Annotated in this window: 8 protein-coding genes; 4 read left to right on the forward strand and 4 right to left on the reverse strand. The window is 59.4% G+C overall.

The features are described 5' to 3' along the window. The first annotated feature begins 175 nt into the window (after positions 1-175). Complete coding sequence (gene treZ / locus NW849_RS11795; protein WP_414357797.1) at positions 176-2,038, forward strand: malto-oligosyltrehalose trehalohydrolase; 1,863 nt, start codon at positions 176-178, stop codon at positions 2,036-2,038. A 62-nt stretch (positions 2,039-2,100) separates the two neighbouring features. Here the strand turns inward: treZ and NW849_RS11800 are convergent, their stop codons facing one another. From NW849_RS11800 to NW849_RS11810, 3 genes are all read right to left on the reverse strand, one after another. Then, positions 2,101-2,490 (reverse strand): hypothetical protein, encoded by a 390-nt coding sequence (locus NW849_RS11800; protein WP_414332498.1) that lies wholly within the window; start codon positions 2,488-2,490, stop codon positions 2,101-2,103. A 299-nt stretch (positions 2,491-2,789) separates the two neighbouring features. After that, on the reverse strand, positions 2,790-4,316 hold the full coding sequence (locus NW849_RS11805) for an NAD(P)/FAD-dependent oxidoreductase (RefSeq protein ID WP_414357798.1): 1,527 nt from the start codon (positions 4,314-4,316) through the stop codon (positions 2,790-2,792). Between the two features lie 35 nt (positions 4,317-4,351). After that, positions 4,352-5,674 carry a four-carbon acid sugar kinase family protein gene (locus tag NW849_RS11810; RefSeq protein WP_414357800.1) on the reverse strand — a complete coding sequence of 441 codons (1,323 nt, stop codon included), beginning with the start codon at positions 5,672-5,674 and terminating at the stop codon, positions 4,352-4,354. Positions 5,675-5,882: 208 nt separating this feature from the next. Between NW849_RS11810 and phoU the strand changes: the two genes are divergently transcribed. The 3 genes from phoU (at position 5,883) to clpB (ending at position 11,719) form a co-directional block, all read left to right on the forward strand. After that, entirely contained in the window at positions 5,883-6,524 is a 642-nt protein-coding gene (gene phoU, locus NW849_RS11815) for a phosphate signaling complex protein PhoU (protein WP_414357802.1), read from the forward strand. A gap of 67 nt (positions 6,525-6,591) precedes the next feature. Beyond that, entirely contained in the window at positions 6,592-8,877 is a 2,286-nt protein-coding gene (locus tag NW849_RS11820) for a ribonuclease R family protein (RefSeq protein WP_414357803.1), read from the forward strand. A gap of 199 nt (positions 8,878-9,076) precedes the next feature. Continuing rightward, complete coding sequence (gene clpB, locus NW849_RS11825; RefSeq protein ID WP_414331635.1) at positions 9,077-11,719, forward strand: ATP-dependent chaperone ClpB; 2,643 nt, start codon at positions 9,077-9,079, stop codon at positions 11,717-11,719. A gap of 13 nt (positions 11,720-11,732) precedes the next feature. Here the strand turns inward: clpB and NW849_RS11830 are convergent, their stop codons facing one another. After that, a complete protein-coding gene (locus NW849_RS11830; RefSeq protein WP_414357804.1) occupies positions 11,733-12,134 on the reverse strand; it encodes a SaoD/DsrE family protein in 402 nt (133 codons plus the stop codon). Between the last annotated feature and the right edge of the window lie 549 nt (positions 12,135-12,683).

A 12,683-nucleotide genomic window follows, 5' to 3' on the forward strand; every position in this document is an offset into this window, starting at 1 on the left:
TGGTTGGAAACAAACAGAATGCTATCGCTGCATAGTTGAACAGTGATGTTCAGCAGTGTTCAGCGTAAATGTATCAGACCCATTCCACTATGGCAGAGGAGAAGCCAAAAACCCACTCTCCGGCTTTTGCCAGGCATGCTCGCTATAGTGGAAGCCGAGTTGCGGGATAGATTCTGTGTTGCAGGCTTCTCCTTTCTTCCAGGCCGGGCGGATGGGCGCCTATCCCCTGGGCTCAGGCTGCTATCACTTCTCGGTGTGGGCGCCCTTGGTTGAGCAGGTGGAGCTGAAGCTGCTCAGCCCTGTCCAACGTTGCTTTACTCTAGTGCGGGATGAGCAGGGCTATTGGCAGGGGGAGGTGGACGGGATCCCGCCTGGGCCGGTGGACTATCTCTACCGCCTGCACACCTCAGCAGGGGTAGTGGAGCGACCAGACCCGGCCTCCCGCTGTCAACCGCATGGCGTTCATGGCCCCTCGCGGGTGGTGGATCCCCGCTTCGACTGGCAGGATCAAGGGTGGAAGGGGATCCCGCTGCCCCAGTGGATCCTCTACGAGCTGCATGTGGGCACCTTTACCCCTGAGGGCACCTTTGCCGCCCTGATCACTCGCCTGCCGGAATTGGTAGAGTTGGGGGTGAATGTGCTGGAGCTGATGCCGGTGGCCCAATGCCCGGGGGGACGCAACTGGGGCTACGACGGTGTTTATCCCTACGCGGTGCAGACCGCCTATGGGGGAGCTGAAGATCTGAAAGCCCTGGTGAACGCCTGCCACCAACTGGGCTTGGCCGTCATCTTGGACGTGGTCTACAACCACCTGGGGCCGGAGGGGAACTACCTGCGGGATTTTGGCCCCTACTTCACCGACAAGTACCACACCCCTTGGGGGGATGCCCTCAACTTCGACGACCGCTATTCTGACGGCGTGCGAGAGTTTTTCCTACAAAACGCCGAGTACTGGCTGGAGGAGTTTCATCTCGATGGGCTGCGGCTGGACGCGGTGCATGCCATCTACGACTTCGGCGCCCGGCCCTTTTTGCAGGAGCTGGCGGAGCGGGTGGATGCCCTAGAAGCTCGCACTGGCCGGCCCAGGGTTCTCATTGCCGAAAGCGACCTCAACGATGTCCGCCTCATCACCCCCCGAGAGCAAGGGGGCTACGGGCTAGATGCCCAGTGGTGCGACGACTTTCACCACTCGGTTCACACCCTGCTCACCGGCGAAACAGTGGGCTACTACCAGGATTTTGGCCAATTGGAGCAACTGGCCAAGTCCTACCGGGAAAGCTACGTCTTTTCCGGCCAATACTCCCGCTACCGCGCCAGGCGTTACGGCAACTCCGCCGCCGGACGGCCAGGATCCCAGTTTGTGGTCTGCATCCAAAACCACGATCAAATCGGCAACCGCATGTTGGGAGAGCGCCTCAGCCAGCTCACCTCTTTCGAGGGCCTCAAGTTGGCTGCCGCTGCCCTGCTGTTGGCCCCCATGCTGCCGCTGCTGTTTATGGGGGAAGAATACGGGGAGGTGGCCCCCTTTCTGTATTTTGTCAGCCACGGGGATCCCGATTTGGTGGAAGCGGTACGACAGGGACGCCGCCGCGAGTTCAGCGCCTTTGCCTGGCAGGGAGAGCCGCCGGATCCCCAAGCTGAAGAGACTTTCTTGCGCTCCAAGCTGAATTGGGAGTTGAAAAAGGCCGGTCACCACCAGGTTCTCTGGAAGTGGTACCAGACCCTGATCCGGCTGCGCAAAACCCAACCGGCTCTCCAGCACTTGGAGCGGGATGGAGTGGAAGTGGAGCTGTTTTCGGGCGCTGGCCTTGCCCTGCACCGCCGCCACGGATCCCAGTCTTTGCTTGCCCTTTTCAACTTCAGCCCCAATCAGGCGGTCACCTATGCCCATTGGCCCGGCGGCACCTGGGAGAAGCTTTTGGATAGCCACGAGGCCCAGTGGTTGGGAAAGGGATCCCAACTGCCGGCAGAAAGCCAAGGGGATCCGGTTGAGGTACTGGGCTATGGGGTGGGCCTCTATGGTGCTTTGCACCGCTAACGCAGATGGCTGCGGCCAGAAGGGAAATCTCGACCGCTCCAGACCTGGCAAACGGAAACGGTCTAGCCGATCTTCGCGCCGCGGAAATAGAGGGAGTCAGGCAAGGGCCTGCGGGCGAGGCTGGGATTTCGGGAAGGTTTGCTCACCGGTTGGCCGCGATAGGTCAGCTTGGGCTTGGCAGGGTTGCCCGTAGGAGCAGCCTCTGGTTGGGACTGCACGGGTACGCCCGGCGACAGTTGAGCCCACACTTCCGCGTGATTCTCAAACTGCACCACAATGCTAAGAAATCCCCTTTCAATGTCGGCGCGACAGGCAGATATCGCGTCTTGGGCGCGTTTGTACACTTGCCGAAGGGCGTAGAAGTGATTCTGAAACTTGATCACCTCCACCAAACCCTGAGGAGTCGAAGCCCAGAAGCCACTGTCTGCATCGCTGTAGTCGAGAATAACCATGGCTAACTCCTACACTGACGAGTGGATGGATAAAGAATTCCCAACTCTTCCACTATGGATATCAAACGTCGTGAAACGTAATGGTGAGCTTGATCACATTGACAATGTTTCGATATCTCTTGAGTGTCTTGATTGCAGCTATGTTGAATTACAGTAGTGCAACCGCTCCTTGGCTCTCAACTTTCCTCTTCCTAATGAGATAAAAACTGCGAGTTAGGGCCTCGGCGGTGCAGATTGTCAGGGGAACGTCTCAAGCTCGTTCAAAGCCCCTATTTTCAGATAGAATATCTACAGAATCACTATGGAAATAACTTGTAATCTTGACCGCAGCCGTAGCGCCAAGCCTCGCGGCGCCGCTTCCAGAAGTAGTCTTGGGGGTCGGTTTCCAGCTCCGGGCGATCCGTTAGCCTTTGCAGCAGCTCGAAGAGGCCAAGCGCGCCAAAGTGGCCCGCCCATTCCACCAACTCCGGCAACCCCAACCGAGGCAAAAGTCTGGCTACCAAGCTGGGATCCCGACGCGTCACCCCCCACAGGGCCTGGGCCAAGCCGCCAAACTGCACCACATCCTGCAAAAAGGGCTGCACCACCTGGGGGCCAGCGGCAACCATGGCCGCAAACACCCTGCTCAACAGGCGGTTAATGCTATTGGGATCCCAGGTTTTCTCCCGCAGAGGGGGGATCATGGCCTTCTGAAATAGCCAGGTCACGGCCAAGTTGGGCTGGTAGGGTTGCAGCAGGGCCAGGGCTGCCTGGTTCAACTGCCGTTGCGCCAGGGCCTCGTGGATCCCCTGCTGTAGGCGATCCAGGTGGCGCAACATGGCGCCAAAGCCGCCAAAGCTTAGAGGCGACTGGCTGCCACTGCTATCCCCCACCGCCAATAGGCGATCCCAGGGCAGTTGCAGCGGGCTGCGGCGGTAGGCGGGGAAAACGCCACATAGCTTGCGCACCCAGCGGATCTGGGCCAGCTCCACCCCCTGGTAGGCTGGCAGCAGCCGGCAGTAATCCCGCCAGAGCTGCTCTAGACTAGGCCGCCGGGGATCCCGGTCGCAGTAGGTAAAAAGATAGGTGGTGCGCCCATCGCGGGCAGGGAAAGCTTCCCAAAAGGGCTGGTAGCCGTTCTGGGCTGGGGTAAAGCTGTAGAAGAGATCTCCCGTGGGTTGGTCGGGCAGCCCCTGGGCACAGGATCCCACCACCAGACAGACGCTATCTGGCGGCTGCCCTTGGCGAGCCTGGGCCGCGATGGGCGAGCGGTGCCCCATGGCATCCACCAGCAGTTGAGCACGGATCTGTCCCTTGGTGGTCTGGAGGCAGATCCCATCGGGGTGAACAGTGGCACTTTGAAAGGCAGTCTGCTCCCACACTTGGCCCCCCCAGGCCAGGAAATGCTGCTTGAGGAACTCCAGGAGGCTGACTGGATCCACGCCCACATTCAGCACTCCCTCCACCCACCAGTGGGGGCCCTCCCCAAAGCCAATCCGCCCCCTCGGGTAGTGGGTAACCTGGACTGCCTCCCACTCGGGCGGGGTAAGCAGCTCCAGCTCTAACAACACCTGCAGCTCCTGGTGTGAGGTGTTCCACTCCTGCTCCCGCCCCCGCAGGATCCCGCGCTCCAGCAGGATCACCCGCCAGCCCCGCTTGGCCAAAGCCGCTGCCAAGAAGATCCCCAGGGTGCCACCGGCAATGACAACATCCACCTCCCAGCTGCCCAAGCTCTGGGAAGCCTGCTGCACGACTGTCGGCGGTAACTCCCTCCGCCTCTGCCGCAGGGATCCCCACCAGGCATCCGAGGCGGGCAAGGCTTCCGGCGGGGGGACAACTTCAGCCATCGGCAGGAGGAACCCACAAGACCATCCTCTTCACCCTAAATCAAGCCCCGACTTTTGAGGCGACGGTGGAGCAAAAGCAGCGTATCCGCCTCGCCGACATTGCCCGGAAACAACACCACCGGCAGGTTGGGAAAGCGGGGATGATCGGACGGGGTGATCACCATCGAGATCCCTGGGTAAATTTGCCCCAGCAAACGCACTGCCGGCAAGTCGAGGCCAGTGCTGAGGGTGTCGTTGGAGGTGATGCCACCCTTGCTGATGAGGTAGCCAATTCCCGGCGGCAACCCCTGCACCACGCCCATCAACAACCGCGAAACCTTCTGTCCAAAAGCCAGGCGCCTTTCCACGGAGCCCTTTTCAAAAGTCAGTTCCTCCCGGCTGGTGTAGACCACCGGCGTCAGACCCTTCTCGTAGGCGCTGTGAACTTGGGCCAGGATCCCTGGCAGCAGCTCCGCGTTGGGATCCAATAGTCGCCTCACCTCCACCTCGATGCCTTGGGTTTCAGGCTCCTGCAGAAGGCGGGCCAACTGCTGGCTGGACTTTTGCACGTGGGATCCCACAATCACCACCCCCGGTTGAGAGGAGCGAACAAACTGCCCCATCTGTTCCGGGGGAACGGGTTGTGGCGGCAACTGGGCCAGAGCCGTCAGGAGGCTGGCGGCACTGCGAAACAAAAAGCGTTTGCCTTGAGAGGCTGCCGCCAAAACATCTTGGGCAAACCGATCCAGATCCGCTTGAGTTTCTCCATCCACTACACAGCAGATATTCCCCTGCAAGGCCAGCAGCCGCGGCAAACAGCCAGAGCGAATCTGCTCTAGGGTCAATCGCTCCACCTGCTCAGCCCGGATCCGCCCCTGGGTTTTCTCCTGCACATAGTCCGGCAAATAGCTGTGGTGGTAGCCAAACACCGCATCCCGAGCAAACTCCGTCTCATGCACCGGCACCCAGCGCTCCCCCACCCGTAGGTAGTGGACACTGTTGCGGGTGATGCGCCCTCCCTCAAAAAAGGCCGGCACCAGAAAATGAGCATCGAAGGGCCCCAGCTCCGCTGCCATCACATCGGTTTCCAAGGGGTAGTGCCCCCGCAGCGTCGAGTCGGAGCGGCTAACAAAAAGGGCCCGCTCCCACCCCAGCTCCCCCATGGCCTGCTTGAGGGCCCGGCAGACCGACCGCGTCACCTCTTCGGCCTTGGCCGGCGGCAGGGATCGGGTGTTGGTGAGGATAAAGCGAATTGGCGAGCTATCCTGCAACCCCAGCTTCAAGGTCTCCGGATCCCAGCGGGTGAGGAGCAGGCAACTGTGAACGGTTTGGGATCCGGTGGGATCATCGTCCAACACAATGATGGGGGGAAGAGCCATGAGACCGTCTCAATCGACAAAGCAACCCGAGAACTCCAGAGGACGAATCCCCCTCAGAGGGCAACCGCTGTTCTCATCTTCGCCTAAGTTGGCCGTCTTCTCTGCCCTTATTCCAGGCGAAGTTTGCCATGATTGAGATCAACTGGCTCTGTTGAATCCAAAACGACTGCAGACATTTCCCCCCTGCCCACATTCATGGGAGAAAGCCATGGGGCAAGCCGAGCTGCAACTTCACATCAAACGGGTACAGCAGGACGTGCTGCGCATGGGGGCGCTGGTGGAAAAGTCGGTGGTCTTGGCCCAGCAGGCCCTGTTTGAACAGAACTTGGCCGCCGCCGAACAGGTGATCGCCCAAGACAAGCAAATTGACCGTTTTTATCGTCAAATCGAGAAAGACTGTATTAATTTGATTGCCTTGCGCTCCCCGGTGGCGCGGGATCTGCGCTGGATCAGTACCCTGATGCAACTGGTACGCGATCTGGAGCGGATTGGCGACTACGCCAAAGATTTGGCCGAAGTGGCCCTGCGCTTGGTCATGTACCCGCCGCCCCCGGAGCTGGGTCGTATTCAGGTGATGATGCAGCGTTGCCAGAAAATGCTCAGCCACAGCCTGGTGGCCCTGACGGAATTGGATGCTGACCTGGGCCGACAACTGAAGCGGGAAGACGACGCCGTTGATGAAGATTACACTAACCTTTACAATACGTTGGCGCAGCAGTCTGACATTCGCGGATCGGTCGAGCCTATTCTATTGATGTTGCTGGCGATCCGTTACCTGGAGCGTCTGGCCGACCACAGCACCAACATCGGTCAGCGGGTAGCTTTTATCGTCACCGGCCAGCGTGACTAACGCCAACGGGTTGGGTCTTGCGATGTCTTAACCCCTCTTCTTCTCTCCTCTTTTGCCAATACCCAAAATGGACTTCTCTCGAATTTTTCAGCATTTTCTCTCTCAGCCTCCCGAGCAATTGACCGACAAAGATACTCTTCTTGCTCTCTTGCAGTCCGCCGATCCAGAAGCGCCGGAAATGCTCGAGATTGCCCTAGATGGCCTGGTGCGGGCCGGGTTTCTGGAACGACTAGGGGATCCACCCCGTTATCGGCGCAAGCCGGACGAATCTTTGGTGGTGGGGCGTTTGCGCTGTTCCAGCAAAGGCTTTTGCTTCGCCATTCGGGACGAGCCGGGGGTGGAGGATGTGTACATCCACGGCAGCAACCTCAGCGGCGCTTGGAATGGGGATCAGGTGTTGGCGCGGGTCACCAAAGATGGCAACCGTCGCCGCAGCCCTGAGGGAGAGGTGGTGGCCGTTGTGGAGCGGGCCAATTCTGCCCTGGTGGGTCGCCTCAAACAGACGGAACAGGGTTTTCGGGTGGTGCCCTTGGACGACCGGCTGCTGTTCGAGCTGGCCCTGACGGAGGGATCCCCTGTCGAGCTGGCGGAAGGTCGGGTGGCCTATGTGGAGGTGAATCGCTACCCGCTGGGGGATCTGCCCCCAACCGGAACCATTCGCAAAATTTTGGGCGACGGCCCAGAGGCCTCCATCGATGCAGATTTGGTCTGTTGCAAGTACGACCTACCGCAGGAGTTTCCCGCTCCAGTGTTGGAGGCAGCAGCAGCTCTGCCCAAAAAGCTCAGCCGCTCTGACCAAAAGGGCCGCCGCGATCTGCGCGATTGGTTTTGCATCACTTTGGAGCCTTTGGATCTGCAGCATCCCCACGGCTTGGAACCCAACGTGGCTGTTTCCTTGCAGCGGCAAGAGAATGACCACTGGCTGCTGGGGATCCACATTGCTGACGTGGCCCATTGGCTGGATCCCGACCACCCCTTGGAGCAAGAGGCTCAGCAGCGGACGGCCACCGTCTACCTCGATACGATGGTGCTGCCTCTCTTTCCGCCGGAGGTGCACAACCGCCTGGCTCTGTTGCCACAGCAGGAGCGCTTGGCCTATTCACTGCTAGTGACCCTCGACCCAGAAGGGGTGGTACAAAACTTCGAGATCTACCCCAGCCTGGTGCAATCGCGGGCTCACCTGTCCTATGGTCAGGTGCAGGCTCTTTTGGCCACCACCGCCGACTTGGGCCCCGACGAAGAAGTGCCGGAGTTGATGGCCCTGCTGCAAAACCTGCTGCGCCTCAGCCAGATCCTACGGGCCAAACGTCACCAGGCGGGGGGATTTGACCTGCCCCTGTTGGATTTGCTCACTCCCCACTCTGCCGATGAAAGCGGCTACGGCCCCCTCTTGATCAGCGATCGCCTCGGCGCCCATGCCCTGATGACGGAAATTCTCCTGCTGGCCAACCAAATCCTGGGCCACCATTTGCGCCAGTTGGGGATCCCTTCTTTGGCCCGCGTGCAGCCTGCCCCTGCCGCCGAGGCCCTGCAGAGCTTTTTGCGCCTGGCCAATGCCATGAAGCTGGATCTGAATTTGCAAGATCCCGCTGTCGTAACTCTGGCGGACTGGCAGCGGATTTGTGCCCGCATCACCGCTCCCGATGTGTTGGCCTCTGGCGCGAGCCCGGCCTTGGTGGCGCAGATGCTGGCCACCTTGCCCCCGGTCGAGTATCGTCTCCAGCCTCTGGAAGAGCAACTCGGCCATTTTGGGTTGGGCCTCAAAGAACCCTACGCCACCTTTACGGCCCCCTTGCGCCGCTATGCCGACTTGCTCAATTTGCGTGCTCTGCACCTGGCCCTGAGCAAAGGACGCGATCGCCGCAGCCCTCGCTCCAAAACTGTGGTGGATCTGCACGGCCCCAGCGGCTACGGCCAAATCGACTGGCAAGTGTTGCCGCCAAAGGTGCAGGAGGAATGGCAGGCGTTTCTCCAGGCGCAACTGCCCAAAATTCAGGAGGGGTACCGGATCCGTCAGCAGGCGGAGCGGGAGCTGATGGGCCTGAAGCGCTCTGAGTTCATGCAAAAGCACCTGGGAGAGGTGTTCCCCGGCCTAATCATCGGTGTCCAGAACTACGGCTTTTTTGTCCAGGTGGATCCCATCTTGGCGGAAGGCTTGGTGCGGGTCAGCACCCTGAAAAACGATTGGTACGAGTACCGCAGCCGTCAGCAGGCGCTGGTGGGACGCAAGAGTCGGCGCCAGTTTCGCCTGGGGGATCGGGTGGAGGTGCAGATTAAGAACGTGGATTACTACCGCCAACAAATTGACCTGGCGGTAATCGGGGAAGGCCGTCCCTACGAAGAAGAAGAATAAGGCGGGGATCCCTCCATGGATCGCAGCTGGAGAGGACGGTTGTTGCGAACTCTGGCTCTGGCAAAATAGGCGATACCTAGATCAGGAAGATCCTACCGGAGCTTCCGGCACCCAGCTCTACTGCCCCGAAAGAGTCCAGGGTGCTCCCTGTGTCTGTATTGCCTTCCTATACTGAGTAGCAAAGCTCTGCCGAACTCCTATGCAGCCCACCAATCCCAACCAATTTACCGAAAAAGCTTGGAGCGCCATTGTCCAGTCCCAAGATGTGGCCCGGCGGCACCAGCAGCAACAGTTGGAAACCGAGCATTTGCTGATCTCCCTTCTGGATCAAGAAGGGGGGCTCACCCAAACCCTCCTGCAACGGGCAGGTATCGATCCGAGGCTGGTGCGGGATAAAGTGGAAAGCTTCATCAACCAGCAGCCCAAGTTGGCGCGGGTGGATCAGCTCTACTTGGGTCGCGGCCTGGAAACCACCCTGGATCGGGCCGAGGAGTTTCGCAAAGAGTACGGCGATGATTTCATCTCGGTGGAGCACTTGTTTTTGGGATCCCTGCAAGATGAGCGGGTGGGCAAGCGGGTCTTGGCACCCCTGGGCCTGACGGTAGAGCGCCTCAAACCGGTCATCAAAGAGGTGCGAGGCAAACAGCGGGTCACCGACAAAAACCCCGAATCCCGCTACGAAGCCCTGGAGCGCTATGGCCGCGATCTCACCCAGGCGGCCCGCGAAGGGAAGCTGGACCCGGTGATCGGGCGAGATGACGAGATCCGCCGCGTCATTCAGGTGCTCTCCCGCCGCACCAAAAACAACCCCGTCCTCATCGGCGAACCCGGCGTGGGGAAAACAGCCATTGTGGAGGGCCTAGCCCAGCGCATCAACCGGGGAGATGTGCCGGAGTCTCTGAAAAACCGGCGAGTCATTGCTCTGGACATGGGCGCTCTCATTGCCGGGGCCAAGTACCGCGGGGAATTTGAAGACCGCCTCAAAGCTGTGCTCAAAGAGGTCACTGAATCCGAAGGCCAGATCATCCTCTTCATCGACGAGTTGCACACCGTTGTCGGCGCCGGGGCCGGCGAAGGGGCCATGGATGCCGGCAACTTGCTCAAACCCATGCTGGCGCGGGGCGAGTTGCGCTGTATCGGCGCCACCACCCTGGATGAATACCGCAAGCACATCGAAAAAGATGCGGCCCTAGAACGCCGCTTTCAGCCGGTGTACGTGGATCAGCCTTCGGTGGAAGATACCATCTCCATCCTGCGCGGCCTCAAAGAGCGCTACGAGCTGCACCATGGGGTGAAAATCAGCGACTCCGCCTTGGTGGCGGCAGCGGTGCTCTCCAACCGCTACATCTCCGAGCGCTTCCTGCCCGACAAAGCCATCGACCTGGTGGACGAGGCGGCGGCCAAGCTGAAAATGGAAATCACCTCCAAGCCCGTCGAATTGGATGAAATTGACCGGCGGATCATGCAACTGCAGATGGAGGAGCTCTCCCTGAAAAAAGAAGATGATGCTGCCTCTAGAGATCGCCTCAGCAAAATTGAGCAGGAGCTGGCCAACCTGACGGAGCGACAACGGGAGTTGAATGCCCGCTGGCAATTTGAAAAAGAGGCTATTGAGCGCCTGCAAAGCCTTAAAGCTGAGCGGGACGCCGTTAAGCTTCAAATTGAGCAGGCTGAACAAAAATATGACCTCAACCGCGCTGCCGAGCTTAAGTACGGCAAGCTGATGGAATTGGAGCGGCAAATCCAAGAGCAGGAGGCTCACCTGGCCAAGCTGCAGACCAACGGCGAGCCGCTGCTGCGGGAGCAAGTGACTCCTGAAGATATCGCTGAGATCGTCTCCCGCTGGACCGGGATCCCAGTCACCAGCCTGATGGAGTCGGAAAAGCAGAAGCTGCTGCGCCTGGAAGCCCATTTGCACCAGCGGGTGGTGGGCCAAGACGAGGCGGTAGCCGCCGTAGCGGCAGCCATTCGGCGCGCCCGGGCCGGCATGAAGGATCCCAATCGCCCCATCGGCTCTTTCCTGTTCATGGGGCCCACTGGCGTGGGGAAAACCGAGCTGGCCCGTGCTTTGGCGGAGTTCCTCTTCGACACTTCCGAGGCGATGGTGCGCATCGACATGTCCGAGTACATGGAGAAGCACTCGGTCTCTCGTCTAATCGGAGCTCCTCCAGGCTACGTGGGCTACGAAGAAGGCGGGCAGCTCTCCGAGGCGGTGCGGCGACGCCCCTACTCGGTGGTGCTGTTTGACGAGGTGGAAAAAGCCCACCCGGATGTCTTCAACATCCTGCTGCAGGTGCTGGACGATGGCCGCATCACCGACTCCCAAGGGCGGACAGTGGACTTCAAAAACACCATCATCATCATGACCAGCAACATCGGCAGCGACCTCATCCTGGAAATTGGGGCCGATGAAAGCCGCTACGAGGAGATGAAAACTCAGGTGCTGGCCATGCTGCGGCACCACTTCCGACCGGAGTTCCTCAACCGGGTGGACGAGCTGATCATCTTCCACGCCCTCACCAAAGAGCAAATTCGCCAGATTGTCGGCCTGCAAATGCAGCGGGTGGAAAAGCTGCTGGCAGATCAGCAAATCGAGATCCTGCTCACCGAAGAAGCCAAGGACTACCTGGCAGAGGTGGGCTACGACCCAGTGTTCGGGGCCCGTCCGCTGAAGCGGGTGATCCAGCGGGAGATCGAAAACCCCATCGCCACCAAGCTGCTGGAGAACGAGTTCCTACCCGGCGACCGCATTTTGGTGGATGTAGCCAACGAGCGGTTGATCTTCCGCAAGATCGGCTCTCAGCCCAGCCAGGAGCCACCTGCTGCTGTGGCCGTCAGCTAAAGTGAGGGATCCTTCACAGAGTGATCACCTGGTCAGGTGGGTTGTTCTTCAACGCCTCGTAGAGGTCAGGGAAGCAGCCCACTTGCACCCCTTGCACTACATTTTTGGGAATGCACTGGGCCGGTTCCTTGCGCCCGCGTCCTTGGGCATCACACCAGCGGGGTTCCCCTTCGGCTAAGTTGCGCTCCAGGGCACACATGTCGCACATCATCAGCAGGATGTTTTGCTCTTGGGCAACCTTGGCCAAGCGCTCGCCAATGGGATCCCCCTGCCGCAAAACAAAGCAGTTGTCGTCGAAAAAGAACATGCCCACCACCTCCGCTCCATGCACCCCTGCTTCTAGCTGAGGCAGGATCATCTGGCCCAATTTGTAGGTGCCGCAGCGGGGATGGGTGAACACGTAGGCAACTTTCATGAGGCCCTCCTTGCTGTTCTCAATTTTGATTATTAATGATTATCATTTTCAAAGTAACACGAATTCCCTGACGGGGGTTGCCGGAACCCAGCAGGCCGAGGTGGAGGTTCATTGCGAACCTGCTTGAGACTGTTCCTGATGCCTTTGTGCTGTCCAGCTCCTCTCCCTTCGCAGGAGAGGGAAGTTACGATTATTTCGATTCAAACCAGGACGCTGCACCCACACCTAAAACGTTGGTCGCGTTGTCGCGTCAGCGTTGCGGAGCAATAATGCGGCGGGCCAGAAGGCTTTTCTCAATAGCCCAGGCGTCTCACCCTAACCTGAAATGACTACAGATTGTGGGTTTACTGAGGACACGGCCAATTATTCAGTGGCATTTCTCACTTGAGATGCGGGAGGGGTTTTCTGGCGGGTTGTCAGGATTTGGGGTTTCTAATTGCCAAGGCTGCTCTCGGAGTTGCTCTATTGAACCACTAGGTTGTGTTGATCTTTCATTTGAGCCAAAAGAGAGCACTGACGAGATAGAGAAAACTCAAGAAGTTCCTGGCC

It is taken from the genome of Synechococcus sp. R55.3 (assembly GCF_047461975.1).
Lineage (GTDB): Bacteria > Cyanobacteriota > Cyanobacteriia > Thermostichales > Thermostichaceae > Thermostichus.

Excerpts from the sequence above, each read along its gene's own strand:
- NW849_RS11805 (WP_414357798.1), bottom strand. The coding sequence starts at position 4,316 with ATGGCTGAAGTTGTCCCCCCGCCGGAAGCCTTGCCCGCCTCGGATGCC.
- NW849_RS11810 (WP_414357800.1), bottom strand. The coding sequence starts at position 5,674 with ATGGCTCTTCCCCCCATCATTGTGTTGGACGATGATCCCACCGGATCC.
- clpB (WP_414331635.1), top strand. The coding sequence starts at position 9,077 with ATGCAGCCCACCAATCCCAACCAATTTACCGAAAAAGCTTGGAGCGCC.
- phoU (WP_414357802.1), top strand. The coding sequence starts at position 5,883 with ATGGGGCAAGCCGAGCTGCAACTTCACATCAAACGGGTACAGCAGGAC.
- NW849_RS11820 (WP_414357803.1), top strand. The coding sequence starts at position 6,592 with ATGGACTTCTCTCGAATTTTTCAGCATTTTCTCTCTCAGCCTCCCGAG.
- NW849_RS11830 (WP_414357804.1), bottom strand. The coding sequence starts at position 12,134 with ATGAAAGTTGCCTACGTGTTCACCCATCCCCGCTGCGGCACCTACAAA.
- NW849_RS11800 (WP_414332498.1), bottom strand. The coding sequence starts at position 2,490 with ATGGTTATTCTCGACTACAGCGATGCAGACAGTGGCTTCTGGGCTTCG.